General features: G+C 72.4%; 21 protein-coding genes and 5 tRNA genes. 15 read left to right on the top strand and 11 right to left on the bottom strand.

Annotated features, from left to right (window positions below):
* Positions 1 to 68 precede the first annotated feature (68 nt).
* Entirely contained in the window at positions 69 to 1586 is a 1518-nt protein-coding gene (gene purF, locus ACH4PU_RS06715) for an amidophosphoribosyltransferase (RefSeq protein ID WP_185944395.1), read from the top strand.
* A gap of 26 nt (positions 1587 to 1612) precedes the next feature.
* On the top strand, positions 1613 to 2713 hold the full coding sequence (gene purM, locus ACH4PU_RS06710; protein WP_398267100.1) for a phosphoribosylformylglycinamidine cyclo-ligase: 1101 nt from the start codon (positions 1613 to 1615) through the stop codon (positions 2711 to 2713).
* A gap of 76 nt (positions 2714 to 2789) precedes the next feature.
* Here the strand turns inward: purM and ACH4PU_RS06705 are convergent, their stop codons facing one another.
* Complete coding sequence (locus tag ACH4PU_RS06705) at positions 2790 to 3044, bottom strand: DUF3073 domain-containing protein (RefSeq protein ID WP_004947845.1); 255 nt, start codon at positions 3042 to 3044, stop codon at positions 2790 to 2792.
* Positions 3045 to 3412: 368 nt separating this feature from the next.
* Complete coding sequence (locus ACH4PU_RS06700) at positions 3413 to 4555, bottom strand: Leu/Phe/Val dehydrogenase (RefSeq protein ID WP_398267096.1); 1143 nt, start codon at positions 4553 to 4555, stop codon at positions 3413 to 3415.
* Positions 4556 to 4757: 202 nt separating this feature from the next.
* On the opposite strand from ACH4PU_RS06700, the gene ACH4PU_RS06695 reads away from it, so the two are divergent.
* Both ACH4PU_RS06695 and bldC read left to right on the top strand, forming a co-directional pair.
* Entirely contained in the window at positions 4758 to 5627 is an 870-nt protein-coding gene (locus ACH4PU_RS06695; RefSeq protein WP_185944398.1) for a hypothetical protein, read from the top strand.
* A 475-nt stretch (positions 5628 to 6102) separates the two neighbouring features.
* Positions 6103 to 6309 carry a developmental transcriptional regulator BldC gene (bldC, locus tag ACH4PU_RS06690; RefSeq protein WP_003980577.1) on the top strand — a complete coding sequence of 69 codons (207 nt, stop codon included), beginning with the start codon at positions 6103 to 6105 and terminating at the stop codon, positions 6307 to 6309.
* Positions 6310 to 6808: 499 nt separating this feature from the next.
* Here bldC and ACH4PU_RS06685 read toward each other — a convergent pair whose 3' ends face one another.
* The 6 genes from ACH4PU_RS06685 to ACH4PU_RS06660 form a co-directional block, all read right to left on the bottom strand.
* Positions 6809 to 7018, bottom strand: a complete 210-nt coding sequence (locus ACH4PU_RS06685; protein ID WP_398267091.1) for a DUF6274 family protein — start codon at positions 7016 to 7018, stop codon at positions 6809 to 6811.
* 209 nt (positions 7019 to 7227) lie between these two features.
* Positions 7228 to 7302: transfer RNA gene (locus ACH4PU_RS06680), tRNA-Asp, on the bottom strand.
* A gap of 105 nt (positions 7303 to 7407) precedes the next feature.
* The gene (gene hrpA, locus ACH4PU_RS06675) at positions 7408 to 11346 is read right to left on the bottom strand and encodes an ATP-dependent RNA helicase HrpA (protein WP_398267088.1); all 3939 of its coding nucleotides are present in this window, start codon (positions 11344 to 11346) and stop codon (positions 7408 to 7410) included.
* Between the two features lie 135 nt (positions 11347 to 11481).
* A tRNA-Phe gene (locus ACH4PU_RS06670) sits at positions 11482 to 11555 on the bottom strand.
* A 24-nt stretch (positions 11556 to 11579) separates the two neighbouring features.
* Positions 11580 to 11654: transfer RNA gene (locus ACH4PU_RS06665), tRNA-Asp, on the bottom strand.
* 39 nt (positions 11655 to 11693) lie between these two features.
* Positions 11694 to 11766, bottom strand: a tRNA-Glu gene (locus tag ACH4PU_RS06660).
* 172 nt (positions 11767 to 11938) lie between these two features.
* Between ACH4PU_RS06660 and ACH4PU_RS06655 the strand changes: the two genes are divergently transcribed.
* From ACH4PU_RS06655 to ACH4PU_RS06640, 4 genes are all read left to right on the top strand, one after another.
* Positions 11939 to 12289, top strand: coding sequence for a metallopeptidase family protein (locus ACH4PU_RS06655; RefSeq protein WP_004947857.1), 351 nt, complete (start codon positions 11939 to 11941; stop codon positions 12287 to 12289).
* Positions 12290 to 12519: 230 nt separating this feature from the next.
* Entirely contained in the window at positions 12520 to 13080 is a 561-nt protein-coding gene (locus ACH4PU_RS06650; protein WP_398267085.1) for a hypothetical protein, read from the top strand.
* 240 nt (positions 13081 to 13320) lie between these two features.
* Positions 13321 to 15573, top strand: coding sequence for a DEAD/DEAH box helicase (locus ACH4PU_RS06645; RefSeq protein ID WP_398267082.1), 2253 nt, complete (start codon positions 13321 to 13323; stop codon positions 15571 to 15573).
* A gap of 159 nt (positions 15574 to 15732) precedes the next feature.
* Positions 15733 to 15808: transfer RNA gene (locus ACH4PU_RS06640), tRNA-Lys, on the top strand.
* 257 nt (positions 15809 to 16065) lie between these two features.
* On the opposite strand, the gene ACH4PU_RS06635 is transcribed toward ACH4PU_RS06640, so the two are convergent.
* Positions 16066 to 16437: a winged helix-turn-helix domain-containing protein gene (locus ACH4PU_RS06635; protein WP_398267079.1), complete on the bottom strand. Its 372-nt coding sequence runs from the start codon at positions 16435 to 16437 to the stop codon at positions 16066 to 16068.
* A 258-nt stretch (positions 16438 to 16695) separates the two neighbouring features.
* On the bottom strand, positions 16696 to 17025 hold the full coding sequence (locus tag ACH4PU_RS06630; protein ID WP_398267076.1) for a nuclear transport factor 2 family protein: 330 nt from the start codon (positions 17023 to 17025) through the stop codon (positions 16696 to 16698).
* A 216-nt stretch (positions 17026 to 17241) separates the two neighbouring features.
* On the opposite strand from ACH4PU_RS06630, the gene ACH4PU_RS06625 reads away from it, so the two are divergent.
* The 7 genes from ACH4PU_RS06625 (at position 17242) to ACH4PU_RS06595 (ending at position 26472) form a co-directional block, all read left to right on the top strand.
* Positions 17242 to 18042: a DUF6227 family protein gene (locus ACH4PU_RS06625; RefSeq protein ID WP_398267073.1), complete on the top strand. Its 801-nt coding sequence runs from the start codon at positions 17242 to 17244 to the stop codon at positions 18040 to 18042.
* Positions 18043 to 18272: 230 nt separating this feature from the next.
* The gene (locus ACH4PU_RS06620) at positions 18273 to 18476 is read left to right on the top strand and encodes a cold-shock protein (protein WP_109282060.1); all 204 of its coding nucleotides are present in this window, start codon (positions 18273 to 18275) and stop codon (positions 18474 to 18476) included.
* Positions 18477 to 18928: 452 nt separating this feature from the next.
* Positions 18929 to 20500 (top strand): DEAD/DEAH box helicase, encoded by a 1572-nt coding sequence (locus ACH4PU_RS06615; protein ID WP_398267069.1) that lies wholly within the window; start codon positions 18929 to 18931, stop codon positions 20498 to 20500.
* Positions 20501 to 20672: 172 nt separating this feature from the next.
* A complete protein-coding gene (locus ACH4PU_RS06610; protein ID WP_398267066.1) occupies positions 20673 to 21857 on the top strand; it encodes a PP2C family protein-serine/threonine phosphatase in 1185 nt (394 codons plus the stop codon).
* 346 nt (positions 21858 to 22203) lie between these two features.
* Positions 22204 to 23715, top strand: coding sequence for a peptidoglycan DD-metalloendopeptidase family protein (locus ACH4PU_RS06605; protein WP_398267063.1), 1512 nt, complete (start codon positions 22204 to 22206; stop codon positions 23713 to 23715).
* A gap of 157 nt (positions 23716 to 23872) precedes the next feature.
* Positions 23873 to 25450, top strand: a complete 1578-nt coding sequence (locus ACH4PU_RS06600; protein ID WP_398267060.1) for an MFS transporter — start codon at positions 23873 to 23875, stop codon at positions 25448 to 25450.
* A 65-nt stretch (positions 25451 to 25515) separates the two neighbouring features.
* Positions 25516 to 26472: an aldo/keto reductase gene (locus ACH4PU_RS06595; protein WP_398267057.1), complete on the top strand. Its 957-nt coding sequence runs from the start codon at positions 25516 to 25518 to the stop codon at positions 26470 to 26472.
* A 128-nt stretch (positions 26473 to 26600) separates the two neighbouring features.
* On the opposite strand, the gene ACH4PU_RS06590 is transcribed toward ACH4PU_RS06595, so the two are convergent.
* Positions 26601 to 26912, bottom strand: coding sequence for a hypothetical protein (locus ACH4PU_RS06590; protein ID WP_398268452.1), 312 nt, complete (start codon positions 26910 to 26912; stop codon positions 26601 to 26603).
* Positions 26913 to 26966 lie beyond the last annotated feature (54 nt).

Raw genomic sequence — 26966 nt, 5'->3', positions numbered from 1 at the left:
CCGTGGTGTGAGCCATCCCCGGTCGTCCCCGGTTCGGATGAACCTCGTCCCTGCCATAGACTCGAGGTGTGCCTCGTGGTGACGGACGACTCAACCACGACCTGCTCCCCGGCGAGAAGGGCCCCCAGGACGCTTGCGGCGTCTTCGGTGTCTGGGCTCCGGGTGAAGAGGTCGCCAAACTCACCTATTTCGGGCTGTATGCGCTGCAGCACCGTGGACAGGAGTCCGCGGGCATCGCGGTGAGCAACGGCTCCCAGATCCTGGTCTTCAAGGACATGGGCCTGGTCTCCCAGGTCTTCGACGAGACCTCCCTCGGCTCACTGAGCGGCCATATCGCCGTGGGCCACGCCCGGTACTCCACCACCGGGGCCTCGGTGTGGGAGAACGCCCAGCCGACCTTCCGCGCGACCGCGCACGGCTCCATCGCTCTCGGTCACAACGGCAACCTGGTCAACACGGCCGAGCTGGCCGAGATGGTCGCCGCGCTGCCGCGTGACGGCGGCCGGGCCACCCAGGTCGCCGCGACCAACGACACGGACCTGGTCACCGCCCTGCTCGCCGGCCAGACCGACGACGACGGCAAGCCGCTGACCGTCGAGGAGTCGGCCGCCAAGGTCCTCCCCGCCGTCCAGGGCGCCTTCTCGCTCGTCTTCATGGACGAGCACACCCTCTACGCCGCCCGCGACCCGCAGGGCATCCGCCCGCTGGTCCTCGGCCGGCTGGAGCGTGGCTGGGTGGTCGCCTCCGAGACCGCCGCCCTGGACATCGTCGGCGCGGCCTTCGTCCGCGAGGTCGAGCCGGGCGAGCTCGTCGCCATCGACGAGAACGGTGTCCGGACCAGCCGGTTCGCCGAGGCCCGCCCCAAGGGCTGCGTCTTCGAGTACGTCTACCTCGCGCGCCCCGACACCGACATCGCGGGCCGCAACGTCTACCTCTCCCGGGTGGAGATGGGCCGCCGGCTCGCCGCCGAGGCCCCGGCCGAGGCCGACCTGGTGATAGCGACCCCGGAGTCCGGCACCCCGGCCGCCGTCGGCTACGCCGAGGCCAGCGGGATCCCCTACAGCGCGGGCCTGGTCAAGAACAGCTACGTCGGCCGGACCTTCATCCAGCCCAGCCAGACCATCCGCCAGCTCGGCATCCGGCTGAAGCTCAACCCGCTGAAGGAGGTCATCCGCGGCAAGCGCCTGGTCGTCGTGGACGACTCCATCGTCCGCGGGAACACCCAGCGCGCCCTCGTCCGGATGCTCCGCGAGGCCGGCGCCGCCGAGGTCCACATCCGGATCTCGTCCCCGCCGATCAAGTGGCCCTGCTTCTTCGGCATCGACTTCGCCACCCGCGCCGAGCTGATCGCCAACGGCATGACGGTCGACGAGATCGGCAAGTCCCTCGGCGCCGACTCCCTGGCGTACATCTCCATCGACGGCATGATCGAGGCGACCGCCATCCCCAAGGCGAACCTCTGCCGCGCCTGCTTCGACGGCGAGTATCCGATGGACCTGCCCGACCCCGAGCTGCTCGGCAAGCACCTGCTGGAGACCGAGCTCGCAGGCGGCCACGACGCCGCGGACGCCCTGCGCCGCCCGTAAGAACGACACGAAAGATCTCGAGAGCAATGCCCTCTGCAGAGACCACTGGTGCCAGCTACGCAAGCGCGGGCGTCGACATCGAGGCGGGCGACCGCGCCGTCGAACTCATGAAGGAATGGGTGAAGAAGGCCACCCGTCCCGAGGTCGTCGGCGGCCTCGGCGGCTTCGCCGGCCTCTTCGACGCCAGCGCCCTCAAGCGCTACGAGCGCCCCCTCCTCGCCTCCGCCACCGACGGCGTCGGTACCAAGGTGGACATCGCCCGCCGCATGGGCGTCTACGACACCATCGGCCACGACCTGGTCGGCATGGTCGTCGACGACCTCGTGGTCTGCGGTGCCGAGCCGCTGTTCATGACCGACTACATCTGCGTCGGCAAGGTCCACCCCGAGCGGGTCGCCGCGATCGTCAAGGGCATCGCCGAGGGCTGCACCCTCGCCGGCTGCGCGCTGGTCGGCGGCGAGACCGCCGAGCACCCCGGGCTGCTCGGCGCGGACGAGTTCGACGTGGCCGGCGCCGGCACCGGAGTCGTCGAGGCCGACCGGCTGCTCGGCGCGGAGCGGGTCCGCGAGGGTGACGTCGTCATCGCGATGGCCTCCTCCGGACTTCACTCGAACGGGTACTCGCTGGTACGCCATGTGCTCCTCGACCGGGCCGGCTGGTCGCTGGACCGCGAGGTCCCCGAGCTCGGCCGCACCCTCGGCGAGGAGCTGCTGGAGCCGACCCGGATCTACTCGCTGGACTGCCTGGCGCTCACCCGGACGACCGAGGTGCACGCCTTCTCGCACATCACCGGCGGCGGGCTCGCCAACAACCTCGCCCGGGTGATCCCGGACCACCTGCACGCGGAGGTCGACCGCGCCACCTGGACGCCGGACCCGGTGTTCACCCTGGTCGGGGAGGTGGGCGGGGTCGAGCGCCTGGAACTGGAGAAGACCCTCAACATGGGCGTCGGCATGATGGCCGTCGTACCCGCGGAGTCGGTCGACGCCGCCCTGACCACGCTGGCCGACCGGGGCGTCGAGTCCTGGGTCGCCGGCGAGATCACCGGGCGTGGCGACCGTGCCGAGGCCGCGGTGCTGACCGGTGACTACGGCGACGGCGGTACCGACGGTGGCCGCACGGCCTGACCGGGCCCGGGCAGCACAGAACCCGGTCCGGGGCGGGGCCCCGGACCGGGTCGGAGAAAGCTATCGCGTTATCGCGTCAAGCGCGGCGACGGTAGGCGGACTGACCGGACGAGTGCTGCTCGTCCTCGTCGTCCTCGTCGTTGTAACGCGCCGCGTACTGAGCGTACGGGTCGTCGTCCAGCTCATCGTCGAGCGGCTCACCGTTAGGCGGCTGCTTTACCGGCGATGCGCCCAGCTCGTTGGCCAGGCGTGAGAGGTCGGTCCCACCGCTGTTGTACTTCAGCTGGCGGGCGACCTTTGTCTGCTTGGCCTTGGCCCGGCCGCGCCCCATGGCTCGACCCCCTCAATTACGGGGCTCGACGGCCCCAGAGTCTTGACACGCGTTCACTGTCATGAGTCAGAGCGGATTCCCGCAGAGGAATCCGGCCTGTAGGACTTCAACGGTACCTGCTTCCGCGGCCATACGGTACGTCGCCCGCATGACGTGCCACGGAGCACAACCTTAGGGGCGCCCCGTCCCCGCTGGTCAGCTGCGATTTTAACCCGTCCCGCCCGGCGACCCGCCGAGGGGTGGTGAGCGATGTCTCGCTTGTCGTCCCCCACCGCCCCCGGCGGGCCGCTCTGTCGGGACCACTGTGCGGGCCCCGACCACCCGAGCGGACGGGCCGGGCGCCGGCTATCTCCCTCGCGTCCCGGCCGTCACTGCCGTACCTGGCGCGGCACCCCGGCCGTCCGGCTTCCGCGCGCCTCCGCCATCCGCTGCTCGGCGAGCCGGTCGGCCGCCGCGGCGGGCGGGATGCCGTCCGCCGCCGCCCGCTCGAATATGGCCAGCGTGGTGTCGTAGATCTTGGCCGCCTTGGCCTTCGCCCGGTCGAAGTCGAAGCCCTTGAGCTCCTCGGCGACCTGGATGACGCCGCCGGCGTTCACCACGTAGTCGGGGGCGTAGAGGATGCCGCGGTCGGCGAGGTCCTTCTCGACCCCCGGGTGGGCGAGCTGGTTGTTGGCCGCGCCGCAGACGACGGTCGCCGTGAGGGCCGCGACCGTCTCGTCGTCGAGGGCGCCGCCGAGGGCGCAGGGGGCGTAGACGTCGAGCGGGGCTCTGGAGTCACGAACGAGCACGTCCACGTCCGAAACGGCCGTGACCTGTGGGAACTTCTCGATGATCGCCTCGACGGCGGCCTGCTTGACATCGGTGACGACGACCTCCGCGCCGTCCTCGACCAGATGCCGCACCAGGTAGCGCCCGACCTTGCCGACTCCGGCGACGCCGACCCGCCGGCCGCGCAGCGTGGGCTCGCCCCACTGGGTGCGCGCCGCGGCCCGCATGCCCTGGAAGACGCCGAACGCGGTGAGCACGGACGAGTCGCCGGCGCCGCCGTTCTCGGGGGAGCGGCCGGTGGTCCAGCGGCACTCCCGGGCGACGACGTCCATGTCCCGCACGTACGTGCCGACGTCGCACGCGGTGACATAGCGGCCGCCGAGGGAGGCCACGAAACGGCCGTAGGCGAGCAGGAGTTGTTCGGTCTTGATCGTGTCCGGGTCGCCGATGATCACGGCCTTCCCGCCGCCGTGCTCCAGACCCGCCAGCGCGTTCTTGTACGACATGCCGCGCGCGAGGTTGAGGGCGTCGCGGACGGCCTCCTCCTCGGAGGCGTAGGGGTGGAAGCGGGTACCGCCGAGCGCCGGGCCCAGGGCGGTGGAGTGGAGGGCGATCACGGCCTTGAGGCCGGTCTCGCGGTCCTGGCAGAGCACGACCTGCTCGTGCCCGCCGAGTTCGGAGCCGAACAGGGTGTGCAGCACGCTCTCGGACTCGGCCGGGGTGGTGGGACGTACGTCAGTCACGGTGGTGACTCCATATGTCTCGCGCTTCGCCCTCCCGGGGGTGGAGGAGGGCCGGTTGGCACGAGGGTAGGGCCTGCCGGCCCCGCGTAAGGGTCCGGTGCCGAGGATCACTCTCCCGGGCCCCCGTCCCGTGGGACGATTCGCTCCGTACGGGGAGGTCCGCACGGCCCCCCGAGGTGTCCTGCTGCTTGAGGGAGCGAGCGTGGGTCTGGCGTCGTCGGTGACCGTCCCGTACGCGGCCTATCTGCGGGTCTACGAGCCGCTGAGCGCGTTCCCGCGGGCCGAGCGCCGGTACTGGGAGGAGTACGCCCGGCGCGCGACGCTCCCCACCGCGCAGGACGAACTCCGCCGCTCGCTCGCCGACTTGCTGCCCACCCCGCCGGTGGCGGTGCCGGTGCACGAGAGCGGCGACGCCTTCGTGACCGTCCGGGACGGCGTCGTCTGCGTCTGCCCCTGGCGCACCCGGCTGCGCGGCTGGCTGGCCCTGGAGGAGCTCGCCGAGCGGTTCCCCGCGCCGGTGCTCGACGCCGTCCTGCCGCCGGTGGTGCGGCGCCAGGCCGAAGCGGACTACGCCCGCTGGCTGGAGCGCAACCCCGACGCCCGGCCGTGGATCAGGACGGCCACCTGGCAGGTGCCGCTGCGCTGGTTCGTACTCTTCTCCGACGAGGAACGCGAGTACGGCAAGGCGTCGGAGACGGCCGGCGGCCCGGGCGGCCCGGTGCGGGAGGGGCTGGTGCTCCGCTACCGGACGGCGATGGTGGAGGCCCGGCGGCGGGTGGCCCGCGGACTGCGCACGCTGCGGGACGCCATCGAGGAGGGCCCCTTGATCGACGGCCTGGTGGACGTGGGCAGATGGCTGGAAGAGTTCCATCCGCGGTCCCTGGTGGAGCTGGACTACGGCGGGCTGGTGCATATGGTGCCGGAGGCACGGCTCGCCGACGACCGCTCCGCGGCGGACACGGCGGAGGGGCTGGCCGCGCTCCGGGCCGGGGACGGCGTCCGGGCGGGCGAGGCGTACGAGCGGCTGACGGAGCGTTGGCGCGCGGTGCGGGACCGTCAGTTCGCGAACTGAGCAATGAGGGCGGGAGTTTGGCGATTCCAGGACCTAGGTCCTGATCCGGCCAATTGCCGCAACCGTGATCTAACGCACTTACGTCAGGTCTTGCGCCCATCACCCACCCTCGTGGCAAAATAGGACAAGGAGTCCGGGAAGGACTCCTTCCGTCCGAGTAAGGGTGGATGGATCGGTATTGCACTCCTTGGCGGGTCTGGTGACCCCTGATCCCGCTGTGACTGATCGTCACGGTGGCGTGACTGTCCGCTATGGCATGGTCCATCGGCTTCCGTCGAGGTTGAACACCTGAGAGGGCAATTCCATCGGTTTGGCCGACGTGGCTGGACAGATGGTGTAGTTGTAGTGCCGAGGACAAGCCGTTCGTCCTATAACCGACTCGGCCCGCGTCCGCCATTTCGGGCAACGCGGGTCAAGGTGCAGAATTTAGAGGAAAGAACCGATCCTGAACTCGGTTCTCCCGAGGAGGCCGCTCATGACCGCTCGCACCCCTGATGCCGAGCCGCTGTTGACCCCGGCTGAGGTTGCCACGATGTTCCGCGTGGACCCGAAGACGGTCACGCGGTGGGCGAAGGCAGGCAAGCTCACGTCGATCCGTACGCTCGGAGGCCACCGCCGTTACCGCGAGGCGGAGGTCCGGGCGCTGCTGGCAGGCATCCCGCAGCAGCGCAGCGAGTCCTGAACCACCGTATGACCGGGCGTTTTCCGGGGCCCCCAACCCGGTGACCGCCCACCCTCAGCTCCACACGTTCCACCAGGCACCACACGACTGCGGAGACCTGCCCCCAACAGGGATCCGCGCCCGGAACGGGTGACGTCGTCGATCGCGCTGGGCTCCGCCGGGTCCAGCGCGGTCTTTTTTGTGTCCGCTCCCGGATCCGTGCCGTGCCGCGGAACCCCCGGGTGTACCGCCGGCTCCCATTCGGGAATGGTTGAGCAGTCGGTGCAATTGCACATATTAAATTGACCGGTGATGACCGGGGCGTGAGTTCCGTCATCTCCGTAACTCTTTCGGTGACTCCCGTCACAGCATCCCGAGGTTGCCGCCCGTCACCGGCCGGTATAGAGAAGCCGACCGTCCCGTCTGTTCCCGGGAAAGGCCGGCCGCGGTGCGCCGCCGCCGGTCCTACGTCCGTACCGTACGGCCGGTCGTCCGCCGTTTCGGGGACCCACGCCGTCCGTCATGCCGCCGGGCCCTCCCCGGACCCCTCCGGGCCGCCCTGGGCGCCCGCGGGGCCACCGGGCGCGGTCTCCAGGGCCAGCCGCAGGAGCCGGTGGCAGACTGCGCAGTGACGGGTCAGATGGCGGTAGCGGACGGACGCCGAGAGGTGGGCTCGCAGCAGCGCCCCGGTCTCGTGCCGGGTCCTCGCGGTCGGGCTGGTCGTGGTCATCGGGCGCGCACCTCCCACTGACTGCGTACCCCTGGCACGTGTCGCCGTCAAGGAGCGGGGTGCGGCGGGCGGGTGCCCTCGGCCATCCGCCGGCAGGGCGGGGGAGGGGCGCGTTTCGGCCATCCGGCAGGCCGTGCGCGACGGACCCTGGTGGATCACGGCGAACGAAGAGGCCCGCTCTCCTCGCGGAGAACGGGCCTCTTCCGATGCGGTCCTGACGGGATTTGAACCCGCGGCCTCCACCTTGACAGGGTGGCGAGCACTCCAAACTGCTCCACAGGACCTTGCTGCTTTCCCGCCTTCGCGGTGCTGCGTGGCAAGACTCTACAGCAGGTCAGGGGGTGCGGTCGAACTCGCCTTCCCGAGGCCGTCCCGATGCTCTCCCGGGGTCAGGGCGCGAGGGCGTCGATGGCCTTCACGATGCGCTTGTCCGAGACCGGGAACGCCGTGCCGAGCGCGTGCGCGAAGTAGCTCACCCGCAGCTCCTCGATCATCCAGCGGATGTCCAGGGCCTCCTGGGGCACCGGACGCCCCTTCGGGAACTGCTCCAGCAGCCACGCGTGCTCGTCCTGCATCTCCTTGACCTTGGCCAGCCGCGCCCGGTCCCGTTCCGCGTTGGTGGGCAGCTGGGTCAGCCGCCGGTCCACGGCCACCAGGTAGCGCAGCAGGTCGGGCAGCCGGCGGACGCCGTGGGCGGTCACGAAGCCGGGCTTCACCAGCTCCGCGAGCTGCTGCTTGATGTCCGTGAGGGACGTGAGCAGCACGGGACTGGTGGTGGCCTTCAGCCGGCGCTCGCACGCCTGCCAGGCGGCCAGCACCTCCTGCACCTTGCGGATGGTGTCCAGCGTCACGTCGACGATGTCCGCCCGGACCGCGTCGAAGAGCTTCCGGAAGCCCTCCTCGTCCCAGGCGGGCCCGCCGTGCCCGGCGATCAGCTTGTCCGCCGCACCGGCCACGCAGTCCTCGAAGAGGGCCTGGACGGAGCCGTGCGGGTTCCGGGACAGGGCGAGCTTCTGCTGGTTGCTCAGCTTGTCCTGGGCGAACTTGGCGGGGTTGGAGGGCAGGTTGAGCAGGATGAGGCGGCGGGTGCCGCGCCACATGGCCTGCCGCTGCTCCTCCTCGGTGTCGAAGAGGCGGACGGCCACCGAGGCGCCCTCGTCGACCAGCGCCGGGTACGCCTTGACGGGCTGCCCCGCGCGCCGGGTCTCGAAGGTGCGCGGCAGGGCCCCGATCGTCCACTGGGTGAGCCCGGACCGCTGCTCGGGCCCGGCGGCGCTCCCGGAGGCCGTCGTGGCCTTCTCGAAGGCCTTGGTGATGGCCGCCTGCGTCTTCGGCTTCAACCGGGTGCGCAGCGCCTCCAGGTCCTTGTCCTCGGCGATCTTGCGCTTGCGCTCGTCGACGATCCGGAAGGTGATCTTCAGGTGGTCGGGGACGCGGCTCGGGTCGAAGTCGTCGGCCTCGATCCGGACGGCGGTCATCCGGTGCAGCTCGCGGGCGAGCACGGTCGTCAGCGGCTCCTGCACGGGGACCGTGCCGTCCAGGAAGCGCCGCGCGTAGTTCGGTGCCGGCACGCAGTTGCGGCGCAGCGGCTTCGGCAGCGAGCGGATCAGCTCGGTCACCAGGTCCTCGCGCAGGCCCGGGATCTGCCAGTCGAAGCCCTCCGGGGAGACCTGGTTGAGCACCTGGAGCGGGATGTGGACCGTCACGCCGTCCGCGTCCGCCCCCGGCTCGAACTGGTACGTCACCCGGAACTTCAGCCGGCCCTGCCGCCAGGAGTCCGGATAGTCGTCCTTGGTGACCGCCTCGGCGTTCTCGTTGATCAGCATGGAGTGCTCGAAGTCGAGCAGCCCCGGCTCCTCACGCCGCTTGTGCTTCCACCAGGAGTCGAAGTGCGCGCCGGACACCACGTGTTCGGGCAGCCGCTGGTCGTAGAAGTCGAACAGCGTCTCGTCGTCCACCAGGATGTCCCGGCGGCGCGCCCGGTGCTCCAGCTCCTCGACCTCGCCGAGGAGCTTGCGGTTGTCGTGGAAGAACTGGTGGTGCGTCTTCCAGTCGCCCTCGACCAGCGCGTTGCGGATGAACAGCTCGCGGCTGGTCTCCGGGTCGATCCGGCCGTAGTTGACCTTGCGCTGCGCCACGATCGGCACGCCGTAGAGCGTCACCCGCTCGTACGCCATGACGGCCGCCTGCTTCTGCTCCCAGTGCGGCTCGCTGTAGGTGCGCTTCACCAGGTGCTGGGCGAGCGGTTCGATCCACTCCGGCTCGATCCGGGCGTTCACCCGGGCCCACAGCCGGGAGGTCTCCACCAGCTCCGCCGACATGATCCAGCGCGGCGGCTTCTTGAAGAGGGCCGAGCCGGGGAAGACCGCGAACTTGGCGCTGCGGGCGCCGAGGTACTCGTTCTTCTCGGTGTCCTTGAGTCCGAGGTGCGAGAGCAGACCCGCGAGCAGCGACTGGTGGACCCGCTCCGGGACCGCGTCCTCGTCGTTCAGGTGCACGCCCATCGACTTCGCGACCGTGCGCAGCTGCGTGTAGATGTCCTGCCACTCGCGTATCCGCAGGTAGTTCAGGAACTCCGACTTGCACATGCGCCGGAACGCCGAGGACGACAGCGCCTTCTGCTGCTCGCGCACGTAGCGCCAGAGGTTGAGGAAGGCGAGGAAGTCGCTCGTCTCGTCCTTGAAGCGGGCGTGCTGCTGGTCCGCCTGCTGCTGCTTCTCCGACGGCCGCTCGCGCGGGTCCTGGATGGACAGCGCGGCGGCGATCACCATCACCTCGCGGACACAGCCGTTCCGGTCCGCTTCCAGCACCATGCGGGCGAGGCGCGGGTCCACGGGGAGCTGCGACAGCTTCCGGCCGAGGGGCGTCAGGCGCTTCTTGGGATCCTTCTGTTGCGGGTCGAGCGCGCCCAGCTCCTGGAGCAGGTCGACGCCGTCCTTGATGTTGCGCCGGTCCGGCGGGTCGATGAACGGGAACTTCTCGATGTCCCCGAGCCCGGCGGCGGTCATCTGGAGGATGACGGAGGCGAGGTTCGTCCGCAGGATCTCCGCGTCCGTGAACTCCGGCCGGGAGAGGAAGTCGTCCTCCGAGTACAGCCGGATGCAGACGCCGTCGCTCGTCCGGCCGCAGCGGCCCTTGCGCTGGTTGGCGCTGGCCTGGGAGACCGGCTCGATCGGCAGCCGCTGCACCTTGGTGCGGTGGCTGTAGCGCGAGATCCGGGCGAAGCCGGGGTCGATGACGTACTTGATGCCGGGGACGGTGAGGGACGTCTCGGCGACGTTGGTGGCCAGGACGATGCGACGGCCGGTGTGGCGCTGGAAGACGCGGTGCTGCTCGGCGTGGGAGAGGCGCGCGTACAGCGGCAGGATTTCGGTGAACCTGAGTTTCTTCTTCTCCAGCGCGTCCGCCGTGTCCCGGATCTCCCGCTCACCGGAGAGGAAGACCAGGATGTCGCCGTCGCCCTCCCGCTGGAGCTCGTCCACCGCGTCGCAGATCGCCGTGATCTGGTCGCGGTCGGAGTCCTCGGACTGCTCCTCCAGCAGCGGCCGGTAGCGCACCTCGACCGGGTACGTCCGCCCGCTGACCTCGATGATCGGAGCGTCACCGAAGTGCCGGGAGAAGCGCTCCGGGTCGATCGTCGCCGAGGTGATCACGACCTTGAGGTCGGGGCGGCGGGGGAGCAGCTGGGCGAGGTAGCCCAGGATGAAGTCGATGTTGAGGCTGCGCTCGTGGGCCTCGTCGATGATGATCGTGTCGTACTGGCGCAGCTCGCGGTCGGTCTGGATCTCCGCCAGCAGGATGCCGTCGGTCATCAGCTTGACCATGGTGTCCGGCCCGACCTGGTCGGTGAACCGGACCTTCCAGCCGACGGCCTCGCCCAGCGGCGTGCGCAGCTCCTCCGCGACCCGCTCCGCCACCGTACGGGCGGCGAGCCGGCGGGGCTGGGTGTGCCCGATCAGCCCGCGGACGCCCCGGCCCAGCTCCAGGCAGATCTTGGGGATCTGCGTGGTCTTGCCGGAACCGGTCTCACCCGCGACGATGACGACCTGGTGGTCGCGTATCGCCTCCAGGATCGCGTCCTTCTTCTGGCTGACCGGGAGCTGCTCGGGGTACGTGACGGCCGGCACCCGGGCCGCGCGGCGCGCCACGCGCTCCTCGGCCTGGCCGATCTCGGCGTCGATCTCGGTGAGGACCGCCTCCCGGGCCTCGGGCTTGCGGATCCGGCGGGCACCGTCCAGCCTGCGGCCCAGCCGCTGCGCATCGCGCAGGGACAGCTCGGACAGGCGCGCGGCGAGGCCGGCAGGGGTGAGGGCAGGCTGCGTAGACATACGGACCCCAGGATCGCACCAGGCGGGACGAAGCGGCGAACGCATTTAGGGGCGGCCGCGGCGTGGGGGTGCTCTCTGGGAGGACCGGGGCACCTCAAACACCGAGGCCCCCGTCCGAAGACGGGGGCCTCACAGTGGCTGGGGCCGGGGTCGAACCGGCGACCTTCCGCTTTTCAGGCGGACGCTCGTACCAACTGAGCTACCCAGCCACGCAAGCACCGAGATGCTTGCAGCGGTCCTGACGGGATTTGAACCCGCGGCCTCCACCTTGACAGGGTGGCGAGCACTCCAAACTGCTCCACAGGACCTTGCTATGTGCGAGCACTAGTCTCGCACACGGTACAGCGTGCCCCCAACGGGATTCGAACCCGTGCTACCGCCTTGAAAGGGCGGCGTCCTGGGCCACTAGACGATGAGGGCTGAATGGCCCACCTGGGCGCTTTGCGGCGCCTCGGGGACGTGAGAAGCATATGGGATGTCGGGAGCGAACGCCAAAACGGTTTGCCGAGGCCAAGGGCGGCGGGGGTCGCGGCGGCCGGAGAAGGCCCCGCGCGCCCCGCGCCGCGGCCCTCCGTGGCGGACAATGGCGAGCGTGCTAGAGATGACGCGCGAGGAGTTCGAGGAGCTGGTCGCCGAGGGGCTGGACCGGATCCCGCCGGAGCTGACGCGGCTGATGGACAACGTCGCCGTGTTCGTCGAGGACGAGCCCCCGGCGGACGACCCGGAGCTGCTCGGGCTCTACGAGGGGACGCCGCTGACGGAGCGCGGCGAGTGGTACGCGGGGGTGCTGCCCGACCGGATCACCGTCTACCGCGGTCCCACGCTGCGCATGTGCGCGACGCGGGAGGAGGTCGTGGCGGAGGTGGAGGTCACCGTGGTGCACGAGGTGGCGCACCACTTCGGCATCGACGACGAGCGGCTGCACGCGCTCGGGTACGGCTGAGGCCGGGCGGCCGCGGGCGCGGCCGCCCGCGCGGCCGGCCGGGACGCGAGGGGCGTCCGGGAGGCGCGTCGTGCGTCCCGGCCCGTGGTGTTCTTCGCCGATCCCGGCGGGTGCGCGGCCGGAGGCGGGCGTTCCGTCTCGGGCCGGTGCGGCGGGGCGCGTGTCCTGCGCGGTGTGGGGCCAGTTGGGCAGGGAGCCTGTCCCCGCGAGTCCCGAAGGCGGTCCCTCCCATGCGCGCGATTCCCGTGCACTCCGAACCCCCCGCGGGCCGGGTGCACCCTGCGTCCGGCCGGCGGCGGTCGGCCGCCACCCGCCTCGCGGCGGTGGCCGTGGCGACCCTGGCCCTCGGCGGCTGCATGAGCGTGAGCGAGCCCGGCCGGCCGGCGCCCTCCGCGTCCGGGCGGCAGCGGGAGGCCGGGGCCCGGCCGGACGGCGGGAAGACGGCGCCGGACGGCCGGCCGGAGCGGGCGGACGCCAAGGGCGTGCGGGGCGCCGGCGGGAGCCCGGGGACCAAGGACGCGCGCGACGGGTCGTCGAGCGCCGCTCCGTCCGCCGGCGCGGACGGGGGGCCGGCGGCGCCCTCGCCACAGGGCAAGCCCGCCAAGCCGGGCGACCGGAAGAAACCCCCGGCGCCGGGCGCGTCCCCCGCCCCCGCGAAGCCGCCCGCCTCGCCCGCGCCGCCCAGCCGGCCGGCACCCAACCCGGACCCGCCGGTTCCGCCGTCGCCGCCCGCGCCCGTCACCGACTCGCCGGCCCCGCACCCGACGCCGCAGGCCGGGCCGGTCGCTTAGGCGGTCCGATGAGCGCTGTGGGGCGGGTCACGGGAGCGGCGGGGAGGGCGGGGTTGCGCTCGGTGGTGTCGAGTGCGTATGGTGGTAGATCGTTTGATCCCATTTGCCCGGCGCCTGTCAGATGCGCGCCGTGTGGCGCGTTCCTTACCTTGCCGTGGCTGACCGCATCGAGGCGGTCATTTGTGAAGCCGACACGGAGCTTGGGCGCGTGCCGAAACTCCGGAAGGTTTCGCATTTCGCATGTCCATTTCCACTGACCAGACCGTCATGCCCGAGGCCGACGAGACGATCGTCGAGTCCCCCGAGATCGCCGAGGCCACCGAGGCCCCCGCGACCGACGTCGCCGCAGAGGCCCCCGAGGCCGACGAGCCGACGATCACCTTCGCCGACCTGGGCCTGGACGAGGCGATCGTCCGCAAGCTCGCCCAGAACGGTGTCACCACCCCCTTCCCGATCCAGGCGGCGACCATCCCGGACGCCCTGGCCGGCAAGGACATCCTGGGCCGCGGCCGTACCGGCTCCGGCAAGACCCTCTCGTTCGGTCTGCCGCTGCTGTCGATCCTCGCGGGCGGCCACACCGAGAAGAAGCGTCCGCGCGGTCTGATCCTCACCCCGACCCGCGAGCTGGCGATGCAGGTCGCCGACGCCCTCCAGCCCTACGGCGACGTCCTCGGCCTGAAGATGAAGGTCGTCTGCGGCGGTACGTCCATGGGCAACCAGATCTACGCCCTGGAGCGCGGCGTCGACATCCTCGTCGCCACCCCGGGCCGCCTGCGCGACATCATCAACCGCGGCGCCGCCTCCCTCGACAAGGTCAAGGTCGCCGTCCTCGACGAGGCCGACCAGATGGCCGACATGGGCTTCCTGCCCGAGGTCACCGAGATCCTCGACCTGGTGCCGTCCGGCGGCCAGCGCCTGCTGTTCTCCGCGACGCTGGAGAACGAGATCGACACCCTGGTCAAGCGCTACCTGGTCGACCCAGTCACGCACGAGGTGGACCCGTCCGCCGGTGCGGTCACCACGATGACCCACCACGTCCTCGTCGTGAAGCCGAAGGACAAGGCGCCGGTCACCGCCGCCATCGCCGCCCGCAAGGGCCGCACCATCATCTTCGTCCGCACCCAGATGGGCGCCGACCGCGTCGCCGAGCAGCTGCTCGACGCCGGTGTCCGCGCGGACGCGCTGCACGGCGGCATGACCCAGGGCGCCCGTACCCGCGTCCTGGAGGACTTCAAGGGCGGCCGCGTCAACTGCCTGGTCGCCACCGACGTGGCCGCCCGAGGCATCCACGTGGACGGCATCGACCTGGTCCTCAACGTGGACCCGGCCGGCGACCACAAGGACTACCTGCACCGCTCCGGCCGTACGGCCCGCGCCGGCCAGTCCGGCACGGTCGTCTCGCTGGCCCTGCCGCACCAGCGCCGGCAGATCTTCCGCCTGATGGAGGACGCGGGCGTGGACGCCTCGCGCCACATCGTCGGCGGCGCCGGCGCCTTCGACCCCGAGGTCGCCGAGATCACCGGCGCCCGCTCGCTCACCGAGGTGCAGGCCGACTCGGCCGCGAACGCCGCCAAGCAGGCGGAGCGCGACCTGGCCGACCTCAACCGCCAGCTGGAGCGCGCCCAGCGCCGCGCCACCGAGCTGCGCGAGGAGGCCGACCGCCTGCTGGCCCGCGCCGCCCGCGAGCGCGGTGAGGACCCGGAGGCCGCCGTGGCCGCCGCCGCCGAGGAGGCTGCCGCCGAGGCCGTCCGGATCGCGGAGGAGGCCGCTGCCGCCGCCGTGCCCGCGCAGACCGAGCGCCGCGACGAGCGGGGCAACTTCGAGCGCCGCTCGGGCGGTTTCCGCCGTGACGACCGCGAGGAGCGGGGCGGCGACCGTGGCGGGTTCCGCCGCGACGACCGCGGGGGCGACCGTGGCGGCTTCCGTCGTGACGAGCGTCGTGACGACCGCCCGTCGGGTGGCTTCCGCCGCGACGAGCGTCGTGACGACCGTCCGTCCTCCGGCTTCCGTCGTGACGACCGTCCGTCCTCCGGTTTCCGCCGTGACGACCGCCCGTCCGGTGGCTTCCGCCGCGACGAGCGTCGCGACGACCGTCCGTCCTCCGGCTTCCGTCGTGACGACCGCCCGTCGGGTGGCTTCCGCCGTGACGACCGCGAGGACCGCGGGGGCGACCGTGGCGGGTTCCGCCGCGACGAGCGCCGTGACGACCGTCCGTTCAACCGCGACCGTCGCGACGACCGGCACTCCGGTGGCTTCCGCCGCGACGACCGTCCGTCCTCCGGCTTCCGCTCCGGCGGCGACCGCCCGTCCGGTGGCTTCCGCTCCGGTGGCGGCGACCGCCCGTTCAACCGCGACCGCCGCGACGACCGTCCGTCCTCCGGCTTCCGTTCCGGCGGCGGTGACCGCCCCTACGGCCGCCGTGACGACCACCGCGGCGCCGGCTCGTCGTTCGACCGCCGTGCCGACAAGCCGCGCTGGAAGCGCAACGGCTGATCACGCTGACGGGAAGGGCAAGCACCCTTCCCACCAGCGGAACTGAGGGCCCGTACGGCGCCCCGGTAGCGGAAGGGCTCCTTCCTGGAGCCCTTCCGGAAAAGTGCCGGGGATAACGACTCGGGATCCGGCGCCCTGCCGGGCTATGCTGCGGGGTGCGGGCCGTTAGCTCAATTGGCAGAGCAGTGGACTTTTAATCCATTGGTTGTGGGTTCGAGTCCCACACGGCCTACCACGGGAGCCCAGGTCAGAGACATCTGACCTGGGCTTCGTGGCGTTATTGGGGCCGGCGGGGATCGCCGTCCCGTCCGATGTCCGGCCGAAATGCCGACGATCGGGCAAAGGCGGCGGCGGTGAGACGGACGGGCTTCCGGAGGGCCGCCGTCCGAATGCTCTCCGCGGCGGCCGGGAGTGATTCACGGCACAGGCCCCGCGCTTCCGCGGCGGCAGTCGGTGATTTACCGACTTCGTCCCCGCGCCGGGTCGCCCGGCTCACGGGACCTCGGTCGCCGCCGCGCGTGGCGGGTCGTACGCGTATCCGACGTGCCGCACCGTCACGATCGTCTCGCGGTATCCCGGCCCCAACTTGCCGCGCAGCCGGGCGATGTGGACGTCCACGGTGCGCCCGCCGCCGACGCAGGTCGGCCCCCAGACCGAGGCCAGCAGCTGGCGCCGGGTGTGCACCTGGTGCGGGCGGCCGACCAGATGCGCGAGGAGCTCGAACTCCCGGCCGGTGAGCCGCAGTTCCCGGCCGTCGACGACGGCCGTGCGCCGCCGGTAGTCCAGGGCGACCCGGTGGCCGGCGGGGCGCGGTGGACGGCTGAGGGTCCGCGGGGAGCACAGGGGCGTCTCGTACGGGGGCATCTCGGTCCTCCTCTGACCCCGGGAGGCGGCCGCCTCCCACCGGCGGTAAGAAGAGGGGGCCGGGGCGCGGGTTGCCTCGGCGCCGGCCGTGTGCACAACATCCTCACGCTTGGCGGGTCCTGTGCTCTCCGGGTCCGCCTGCGCCCACCGGTCCGCCGGTGCTTTCCGGTCTGCCGATGCTCTCGGGTCTGCCGATGCTCTCGGGTCCGTCGATGCTCTCGGGTCCGTCGATGCTCTCGGGTCCGTCGGCCGGGCCTCTCAGCCCTGGCCGACGTCGAGCCGGGTGATCCGTCCGTCGGTGATCTGGAAGTGCCAGTACGTTCCGTGCAGATCCGCCCGGTCCGAGCGGAAGCGGCCGAGCAGATACCGCCCGTGCTGCCGCTCCTCCGCCACCTCCAGCCGCCCGCGCGCCTCGAACACCTCGCGCTCCGCCCAGGAGCGCAGGTCCTGGAGGGCGCCGTCGTCGGTGAGCTCGGCATCGGCGGCGAAGGCGGCGTAGAAGGCGTCCCGGTCGCCGTCGCGCATGGCGACGACGAGCGCGCGGACGACCGGCTCGCTGAGTTCCTCGGGGGGCGGGGCGGCGGTCACGGCGGCCTCCTGCGCGTCGGGTCCCGGTGGACGGTGCCACGGGCCCCGCACGGCGCCCGGCACACGCCTTCGACTGTAGGCCGGGGGCCCGAGGGGCGCGCGTTCGCCGGTCAAACGGGCGCCCCGGCGGATGCGGCGAACCCGCCCCTGCCCCGTGTTCGCGCCGCTACCGTAAGTGCGCGGGGTGGGCAGGAGAAGGCCGGGAGGTCGAGGGGCATGGAGCAGATGCGCACGGGCGGGGGAGCGAACCGGGGTGGTGGCCCGACGCCCGCCGAGCACGTCGCCGGACTGCTCGCACGCGCGCAGAACGGGTTCGAGATCGGCGAGCCGCTGCTGGAGCGGCTGCGCACCGCGCTGATGCACCAGGCCGAGCTCCGCTCGTACCGGCAGCGCAACGACGGCGACCGTCCGCTGCGGTGCAACACGTACCGGCACGTCTTCCTCCTCGCGGACGGCAGCAGCCTGCTGCTGTACGAGCTGGAGCACGACACCGGGCCGAGCGGGGAGCTGCTGTACGAGCTGTACGCCCGCGAGGACGCCCTCGACGAGGCCGAGCGGCGGGTCCACGAGCGGATCGGCGGCGGCATCGGCCCCGGCGCGGAGGACGAGGAGCTGCCTGCCTGGCTGGCCGAGGAGCTGCTGCTCGCCATGGGCCCGGTGCGGCCCCGCCGCGAGTACGTCTCCGAGGCGTCTCCCGACCACGCCCGGCGGCTGCTGCGCCGGGCCGAGAACCCGGACGGACCGGGCGAGGTGGTCGGCGAGATCCTGCGGGGCGCCCTGGGCCACCACATCGCGCTGATCACCAAGCCGCGACGGCGCGGTCCCGACCGGGACGCCACCTGGTGCCGGTTCTACGAGCACGCGTTCCTGCTGGAGGGCGGAGGCGAGGTCTCGCTCTGGGAGCTGGAGCACAACATGACGTCCGACGGGCGGCTGGTGTGCGAGGTGTACCTGGACGAAGCGGAGGCGGAAGTGGCGGCGGACCGGCACGCGCGGGCGCTGGGGGTCGAGTTATAAGGCGTGGTGCGGTGGAAGCGGCAGGGCGGGCGGTTCAGGGCCGCCCGCCCCTGCCGGTGTCCGGTGAGACCGGGGTCACAGCGCGGCCCGTTCGCCGTGTGCTACTGTCGACGAAGTTGCAGTTGTGGTACCCATGAACTCGTGTGCGCCTCGGCCATGTAGCCGAAGGCGCATTTTTGTTTTGCCGGTCTATTCCGGCGTGGGGCCATCCCATTCCTAAGGAGATAGACATGGCTACTGGCACCGTGAAGTGGTTCAACTCGGAGAAGGGCTTCGGCTTCATCGAGCAGGACGGCGGCGGCCCGGACGTCTTCGCCCACTACTCGAACATCGCCTCCAGCGGCTTCCGTGAGCTCCTCGAGGGCCAGAAGGTGTCCTTCGACGTCACGCAGGGCCAGAAGGGCCTGCAGGCGGAGAACATCGTCACCATCTGACGACTGTCGTCACTGTCCGACGGCTCCGGCCATCGGCGGACGATTCTCGACGCACGGGCGACGCCCGCGTGACGAACGGCCCCGTCCCGGTGGCGGACGGCCCTCGGCACGCGGGGTGTAGCCCGACGCACGAGGCCATGGGGCCCGCACCACTGGGTGCGGGCCCCATTGTCGATACGGCGATACGGCGGGCAGAGCCGACGCGGCCGTCGCCGATGCGGCCGCCGCCGATACCCGGTCGTTGCCGGCACCGGGGTTGTCGCCGGCACCCGGTCGCTGTCGGCACCCGGGCCGTTGTCGGTATCCGATCGTTGTCGGTATCCGGCCGTCGGCCACACCGCTCGTCGGCGACACCGCTCGTCCGCGCGGCCGGAGCCGGCCCGTCCGGACCCCGTCGGCCACGTCCCATCCGCACCCGCTTCACCTCAGGCCACCACCAGGGAAGGTCCCGCATGTCACGCTCCGCCCGCCCCGCCCGTCCGCCCCGCTCCACCGGTACGCGCGGCGGCCAGTCGGCGCGCCGCAGGCCGGCCCCGCCCGCCGACGGTCCGGCGGAGTTCGAGACCCCGGTCAGCACGACGCCCGCGCTGCCGCCGGTGGAGGCCTTCGACGAGCTCGGCCTGCCCGCCGGGCTGCTGTCCACCCTGACCCGCGAGGGTGTCACCGCGCCCTTCCCGATCCAGGCCGCCACCCTCCCCAACTCGCTCGCGGGCCGCGACGTGCTCGGCCGCGGCCGCACCGGCTCCGGCAAGACGCTGGCCTTCGGGCTGGCCCTGCTGGCCCGGACCGCCGGCCGGCGCGCCGACCACCGACGGCCGCTCGCGCTGGTCCTCGTCCCCACCCGCGAGCTGGCCCAGCAGGTCACCGACTCGCTCGCCCCGTACGCCACGGCCGTGAACCTGCGGACGGCCACCGTGGTCGGCGGCATGTCCATCGGCCGCCAGGCCAACCAGCTCGCCCGCGGCGCCGAGGTGCTCGTGGCCACGCCGGGCCGGCTGGCCGACCTGATCCAGCGGGGCGACTGCTCCCTGGCCGACGTGGCGATCACCGTCCTGGACGAGGCCGACCAGATGGCCGACATGGGCTTCCTGCCCCAGGTCACCCGGCTGCTGGAGCAGGTCGCGCCGGGCGGCCAGCGGATGCTGTTCTCCGCGACGCTCGACCGCAACGTCGACCGGCTCGTCCGCCGCTTCCTCACCGACCCCGTCACCCACTCGGTGGACCCCTCGGCGGGCGCGGTCGTGACGATGGAGCACCACCTGTTCCACCTCGCGGACGAGACCACGAAGAAGGACACGGTGACCCGGATCGCCGCCCGCGAGGGGCGCGTGATCATGTTCGTGGACACCAAGCGCGGTGCCGACCGGCTGACCAAGCGGCTGCTGTCGCAGGGCGTCCGCGCGGCGGCGCTGCACGGCGGCAAGAGTCAGCCGCAGCGCAACCGGACCCTGGAGCAGTTCCGCACCGACCAGGTCACCGCGCTGATCGCGACCAACGTCGCGGCCCGCGGCATCCACATCGACGGCCTGGACCTGGTCGTCAACATCGATCCGCCCGTGGACCACAAGGACTACCTGCACCGCGGCGGCCGCACGGCCCGCGCGGGGGAGTCCGGCACGGTGGTCACCCTGGTGCTGCCGGAGCAGCGCCGCGAGATGACCCGGATGATGGCGAACGCCAAGATCTCGCCGCAGGTGTCCCGGGTGCAGCCCGCGGACGCCGAGGTCAGCCGGGTCACCGGGGCGCGTGAGCCCAGCGGCGTGCCCGTGGTGATCGCTCCGCCGCCGCCTCCGCCGGCCCCGGCCCGCAAGTCGTCCCCGGGTTCGTCCTCGTCCGGCTCCTCGTCCTCCTCGCGCTCGGGGCGCGGGCGTGGCCGCGGCCGTGGCCGCTCCGGCGCGGGCCCGGAGGCGGGCACCGAGCAGGGCACCACCGGCGCGCGCGGCCCCCGTCGCCGCCCCCGCCCGGACGGCGCCGCCCCGGCGCCCCGCGGCGGAGGCCGTACGCGGCGGCCGTCGGCGGGCTGAGGACCGGCGGGGCCCACCCGCTGTACGCCGCCCCCCGGCACGAACCCTCTCCGCCGTACGCCCCCCCCCCGCACGGCCCCCCTCCGATGGACGTGACCCCTCCCGGCCCCGACGCTGGGAGGAGCAGCGGAGGCCGGCCGGGTCGGGTGCCGGCCGGGTCAGGGAGCGCACGGTGGGGAAGCGAGAGAGGCCGGAGCGCCCGGAGCACCCGGCGGACGCGGCCCCGAACGTGCTGTGGCGGGCCGCCTGCTGGCTGCCCGCCGTGCTGCTCGTCGCGGGTGAGGTCTTTTCCTTCCTCACCCCTCCCAACTACAACTCCGCCCCCTTCTTCTCCGCGGCCCCGCTCGTCGCCGCCTCCCTGCTCTCCGCCCGGGCCACCGCCGTGGCGGCGGTGATCGCCGTGGTGGCGTCCGTGGACATCACCGTCCACCGCGGCTCCCCGAGCACCGGCGAATCGGTCACCGAGAACGTCACCGTGCTGACCGTCTCGCTCCTCGCCCTGGGCATCAACCGCGTGGTGCGCCGCAGCGACAGCCGCCTCCGCTCCGCCCGCGGCATCGCCGAGGCCGCGCAGCGGGCCGTCCTGCCCGCCCCGCCGGCCCGACTCGACGGGCTGCGCGTCGCGGCCCGGTACGTGGCGGCGCAGGCCGACGCCCGGATCGGCGGAGACCTGTACGCCGTCCAGGACACCCCACACGGCATCCGGCTGATCGTCGGCGACGTGCGCGGCAAGGGACTGGGTGCCGTGGAGGCGGTGGCCGTGCTGATCGGCGCGTTCCGCGAGGCGGCGGAGGGGGAGCCGACGCTGGACGGGGTCGCGCTGCGGCTGGAGCGCGCGCTGCGGCGGGAGGGCGGCCGGCGGGCCGGCATCGACCAGTTCGAGGGCTTCACCACCGCCGTCCTGGCGGAGGTGCCGCACGGCGACGCCCCGGTCGTCCGGCTGGTGAACCGCGGCCACCCGCCCCCGCTGCTGGCGCATCCGGACGGCACGGTGGCCGAGGTCCCGCCGGGCGCGCACGCACTGCCGCTGGGCATGGCGGAGTTGGGGGACTCGGGGGAGGGGCCGGACCGGGTGGAGGAGCACCCGTTCCCGCCGGGGGCGACGCTGCTGCTGTTCACCGACGGGGTGACGGAGGCGCGGGACGCGGCGGGCGCCTTCTACGACCCCCTGCGGCGGCTCGCGGGACGGCGGTTCCGGAGCCCGGACGCCCTGCTCGACCACCTCGTGGCCGACGTCGACCGGCACACGGACGGTCACGGTGACGACGACATGGCCCTGCTGGCCGTCCGGCGCGTCGAGCACCACCACCCGCCCGTCCCGCGCCGCACCGCCGCCGCCACGCTGCATAACGAGTGACACACCATCAGTGGATATCGCCGGCAGATCTTGCCAACGGGCCCGTGGATTCACGCTTTCGGCTTGGAAACAACCAGTCCTGTCTATTAACGTTCGATAACGCAGCGCGTTCCTCATACCGCCGCACAAAGCGGCACCGCGCGCTTTCGCCGAATCCCGTGGGTACGGGCCCGTGGGCACGAGAGGGAACCGGGGAACCATCAGCCCTCGGGATCGCACCGGGCCGCGCCCGGCCTGTAGGGGACGACCTTCTCCGGCCTGCTCCGCACCCTCCCGGTGCCCGAACGTCCCGGGGACTTCCACCGCTGACGCGGCAGGCGAGAGGGAAGGAAAGGAGAGCGCCCCCGTGGCGTCCAACAGGTCCGCAGGCGGAGACGGTTCGCACGGCTCCTGGGCGGAGTCCCCCTACGGGGACGAACCCGGCTCCTCCCCCGTCCCGCCCCCTCCCGGCGGCGTCGACGGCCCGCTCGAAGCTCAGGGTCCCTACGGCTCGTACGACTCGTACGGCTCTTTCGAATCGCCCGGCTCTTCCGCTCCCTATGACGCCTACGACGTATTCGGTACTGCCGGCTCCTACGACGGCATTGCCCCGCAAGGAGAGGCCGGGCCGAGTGCGATGGACGGCGGTATGGACGCGGAATCCGTGAATCCGGCCGAGCCCGGGCCCGGTACGGAGTACGAGCCTCCGGCCCGCGGCCGGCACCGGGTCCCCAAGCAGCGCGGCGGCTCCATGGCCCGCAGCGGCGCGGTGCTCGGCGTCGGCGTGATCGCCGCGGTCGGCGCCGGCGGCATGGCCAGCGCGCAGGAGCGCCCGGCGGCCATATCCGTGCCGGACGTCTCCCATCTGCCGGGCGCGGGCCCGTACCTGATCGACGACGGGGACGACGACGAGGGCGGCGTCCCGGAGGCCGTCGCCCCGGCGCACGTCGAGTCCGACGCGCGGCAGGCGGGCGCGCACCAGGCCGGTGCCGTCGATGCTCCTGCCGCTTCCGACACATCGGACACGTTCGACACGTCCGACGCCGGTGAGGCGCTGCGCGCCCGCATCCTCCAGCAGGCCGATCACCAGCGGCAGTCCGCCGGTGCCGAGGCGACGCACGAGGTGCAGAAGGCGCACGAGACGCAGGAGACGCACAAGGCGCCGGAGACGCACGAGGCGCAGGAGCGGGCCGCCGCGGACGCCCAGCGGATGGCGGCGGCGAAGGCCACAGCGGACCGGAAGGCCCGCGGCGCGGTGCAGGCGGCGCACGCCGCGACCGCCCGTGCCGCCACCGCGCACCCCACGGCGTCGCAGCGTGCCGACAGCGCGGCGCACGCCGGCCGGCCGCACGCCGCGGGGAACGCGCCGAAGGCCCGGGCCGACGCCGCGGGCGGTGCCCAGGCCTCGGTGGTCAAGGCCACGGGCCAGGCCCAGGCCGAGGCGCGGCGCGCCGCCGAGCGGATCACCGCCGCGCGGGCCAAGCGCGGCTACGTCCTGCCGGTCTCCTCGTACCGGATCACCGCCCGCTTCGGCCAGGCCGGCGGCATGTGGTCCCACCGGCACACCGGCACGGATTTCGCCGCCCCCACGGGCACCCCGGTCAAGGCGGTGCACGGGGGCACGATCACCCACGCCGGCTGGGCCGGCTCGTACGGCTACCGCATCGTGCTGCGCCTCGACGACGGGACGGAGGTGTGGTTCTGCCACCTGTCGTCCATCGTCAGGACGAAGGGCAAGGTCGCCGCCGGGCAGGTCATCGGCCGTGTCGGGGCGACGGGCAACGTCACCGGGGCGCACCTGCACCTGGAGGTCCGGCCGCACGGCGGGCACCCCGTCGATCCGCTGCACTGGCTGCGGTCGAAGGGCCTGCGCCCGTAGGCCGCGGGCGCCGGTCCCCCGGGTCCGCGGTGGTGGCGGGCGCCGCCCGCGCGGGCCCGGGGCTCGAAGGTCCGGCCGTGCGCCGTGATCGTCCCCCCGCACTCCAATCCGGAAATTTGCCGCGAATGTTCCGAGTGCGATCGGGAACTCAGATTGTGTGACGACCGCGACCATCAGCACTTCTGTGCCCGCGCGCCTGGACCGGCTGCCCTGGTCCCGGTGGCACTGGACTGTGGTGATCGGGCTGGGCACGGTCTGGATCCTCGACGGCCTGGAGGTCACGGTCGTCGGCAACATCGCGGGACGCCTCTCCGAGCGGGGGAGCGGACTGCCCATCACCGGGGCCCAGGTGACCGGTGTGGCCGCCGCCCTCTATGTGACGGGTGCCTGCCTGGGGGCCCTGTTCTTCGGCCGGCTGACCGACCGGTTCGGCCGTAAAAGGCTGTTCATGGTGACCCTCGCGGTCTACCTGGGGGCGACGGCCCTGACGGCGTTCTCGTACTCGTCCTGGTGGTTCTTCGCCTTCCGCTTCCTCACCGGCTTCGGCATCGGCGGCGAGTACGCGGCCATCAACTCGGCCGTCGACGAGCTGATCCCGGCCCGCTACCGGGGCCGCGTCGACCTCGTCATCAACGGCAGCTTCTGGCTGGGCGCCATCGCCGGATCGCTGCTGTCGATCGTCCTCCTGGACACCCGGATCTTTCCCAAGGACATCGGCTGGCGGCTGACGTTCGGGCTGGGTGTGGTGCTCGGCCTCGTCATCCTGCTCGTCCGCCGCCAGGTTCCGGAAAGCCCCCGCTGGCTGTTCATCCACGGAAAGGCGGAGGAGGCCGAACGGCTGGTCGACGCCATCGAGCGGCGCATCGAGGCGGACAAGGGCATCAAGCTCGCCCCGGCCGCCGGGCGGATCACCATTCGCCAGCGCAAGCGCACGGGATTCCGGGCCATCGCCCGGACGGTCTTCACGGACTACCGGCGGCGCGCCGTTCTCGGCCTTGTCCTCTTCATCGGCCAGGCGTTCCTCTACAACGCCATCACCTTCGGATTCGGGGAGATCCTCACCAAGTTCTTCGGCGTCGCCACCGCGCGGACCGGATACTTCTTCGCGGTCATGGCGCTGGGCAATTTCCTCGGTCCGCTTTTCCTCGGCAAACTGTTCGACACCATCGGCCGGCGCGTGATGATCTCGTCCACGTTCCTGCTGTCCGGAGCGCTGCTCTTCGTCACCGCCTGGCTCTTCGACGCCGGCCACCTGACCGCGAACACCCTGACCGCCTGCTGGTGCGTCGTCCTCTTCTTCGCCTCCGCCGGCGCGAGCAGCGCCTATCTCACCGTCTCCGAGGTGTTCCCGACGGAGACGCGGGCCATGGCCATCGCCTTCTTCTACGCGGTGGGCACGGCGGCCGGCGGCATCAGCGGCCCCCTGCTCTTCGCCCAGCTGACGACCACGGGTGTGGTGAGCGACGCGGTGCTGGCCTTCCAGATCGGCGCGACCTTGATGTGCCTGGCCGGGGTGACCGCCGCCTTCCTGGCGGTACGCGCCGAGGGCCGCTCCCTGGAGGACATCGCCACCCCGCTCTCCGTCCAGCCCGAACCGCTGCCGCCCTCGCAGACTTCGTCTTCGTCCTCTTCGTCGCCCTCATCGTCTTCGCCGCCTTCATCTGCGCGCTGGAGCAGCACCCTCAGGGCCGGGACGGGCGGGGAGCCGGCGCCGGCGCCGGTGTCGGAGGAGTAGCGGGGGCAGCGCGTACAAGAGTCAGCGGAGGAATACGCTCCGGACGCGGCACGCTGGAATAAGACATGACCGACAAGCACCGTCAGCACACCCGGAAGATCGGCAGCCTCTCCGTCCACCCGCTCGCCCTCGGCGGCAACGTTTTCGGCTGGACGGCCGACAAGGACCGGTCGTTCGCCGTCCTGGACGCCTACACCGCGGCCGGCGGCAACTTCATCGACACCGCGGACGCCTACTCGGCCTGGGTCCCCGGCAACTCCGGGGGCGAGTCCGAGACCATCATCGGCGACTGGATGGCCTCCCGCCGCAACCGCGACGACGTCGTGGTGGCCACCAAGGTCGGCGCGGGCTACCCGGAGCGGCCGGGCCTCTCCGCGGCCGTCATCAAGGAGGGCATCGAGAGCTCCCTGCGCCGGCTGCGCACCGATTACATCGACCTGTACTACACGCACTACGACGACCCGTCGCTGCCGGTCGAGGACTACATCGCCACGCTCGACGGGCTGGTGAAGGAGGGCAAGGTCCGCGAGATCGCGGCCTCCAACGTCACTCCCGAACGGCTCGCCCGCGCCCTGGAGTTCAGCGACTCCGCCGGGCTCGCCAAGTACGTCGCGATCCAGCCCGAGTACAACCTCGTCGCGCGCGACAGCTACGAGGGCCCGCTCGCCGAGGTCGCCGCCCGGCACGGCCTCGCCGCCGTCCCGTACTACGCCCTGGCGTCCGGCTTCCTGACCGGCAAGTACCGGCCGGACGCGGCCGTCGACAGCGCCCGCGCGGAGGGCGCCGCCAGGCACCTGAAGACCGAACGCGGCCTGCGGGTGCTGGCCGCCCTCGACGAGATCGCCGCCGCGCACGACGCGGAGGTCGCCACGGTGGCCCTGGCCTGGCTGGCGAGCCGGCCGACGGTCGCCACCCCGCTGGCGAGCGCCCGGACCGTCGAGCAGCTGCCGCCGCTGCTGGCGCTGGCGGATCTGCGGCTGACGGAGGAGGAGCTGGCGAGGCTGACGGAGGCGTCGGCGTAGCGGACGGGGCGGGGTGCGGGGCGCGGCGGGGGCGCGCTCAGGGGCGGGCGCGCCCGCGCGAGTGCTCGGCGCTCGCGCGTAGCCTCGTCCCCGCGCCCGTTCTCGCCCCCATGCCCGTCCCCGCGCCGTCAGCCCTCGCGCGCCGCCCCGCGCTCCACGCCCCAGGCGGCGAGCGCGACCGCGCCGGCCACGCCCAGGACGGACGGCCAGGCACCGACCTTCTTGGCCAGCGGGTGGGAGCCGGCGAACGCGGCCACGTACAGCCCGGTCAGAGCGGCGGCCTTGCCGGACCCCACCGTGCCGGTCCACCGGCGGGCCGCGGCCACGCCGGCCGCGCCGAGGGCGATCCCGCCGAGCGGCCGCTTCTTGGTCAGCCGGGCCACGCCGTACCCGCCGACGAGCCCGGCCGCGGCCACCACGGACGCCGGAACCCGTGTCACTGCACTCATCACTGCCATGCCGGCAACCTCCGCATCGTTCCGCACCAAAGACAT

Origin of the sequence: Streptomyces sp. NPDC021100, from assembly GCF_044333095.1 — a bacterium.
Classification (GTDB): Bacteria; Actinomycetota; Actinomycetes; order Streptomycetales; family Streptomycetaceae; genus Streptomyces.
The sequence above is the reverse complement of the archived record's forward strand: the minus strand, read 5'-3'. Positions and strand labels throughout refer to the sequence as shown.

Excerpts from the sequence above, each read along its gene's own strand:
- purM (WP_398267100.1), top strand. The coding sequence starts at position 1,613 with ATGCCCTCTGCAGAGACCACTGGTGCCAGCTACGCAAGCGCGGGCGTC.
- ACH4PU_RS06705 (WP_004947845.1), bottom strand. The coding sequence starts at position 3,044 with ATGGGGCGCGGCCGGGCCAAGGCCAAGCAGACAAAGGTCGCCCGCCAG.
- bldC (WP_003980577.1), top strand. The coding sequence starts at position 6,103 with ATGACCGCTCGCACCCCTGATGCCGAGCCGCTGTTGACCCCGGCTGAG.
- ACH4PU_RS06685 (WP_398267091.1), bottom strand. The coding sequence starts at position 7,018 with ATGACCACGACCAGCCCGACCGCGAGGACCCGGCACGAGACCGGGGCG.
- hrpA (WP_398267088.1), bottom strand. The coding sequence starts at position 11,346 with ATGTCTACGCAGCCTGCCCTCACCCCTGCCGGCCTCGCCGCGCGCCTG.
- ACH4PU_RS06650 (WP_398267085.1), top strand. The coding sequence starts at position 12,520 with ATGCGCGCGATTCCCGTGCACTCCGAACCCCCCGCGGGCCGGGTGCAC.
- ACH4PU_RS06645 (WP_398267082.1), top strand. The coding sequence starts at position 13,321 with ATGTCCATTTCCACTGACCAGACCGTCATGCCCGAGGCCGACGAGACG.
- ACH4PU_RS06635 (WP_398267079.1), bottom strand. The coding sequence starts at position 16,437 with ATGCCCCCGTACGAGACGCCCCTGTGCTCCCCGCGGACCCTCAGCCGT.
- ACH4PU_RS06625 (WP_398267073.1), top strand. The coding sequence starts at position 17,242 with ATGGAGCAGATGCGCACGGGCGGGGGAGCGAACCGGGGTGGTGGCCCG.
- ACH4PU_RS06620 (WP_109282060.1), top strand. The coding sequence starts at position 18,273 with ATGGCTACTGGCACCGTGAAGTGGTTCAACTCGGAGAAGGGCTTCGGC.
- ACH4PU_RS06615 (WP_398267069.1), top strand. The coding sequence starts at position 18,929 with ATGTCACGCTCCGCCCGCCCCGCCCGTCCGCCCCGCTCCACCGGTACG.
- ACH4PU_RS06595 (WP_398267057.1), top strand. The coding sequence starts at position 25,516 with ATGACCGACAAGCACCGTCAGCACACCCGGAAGATCGGCAGCCTCTCC.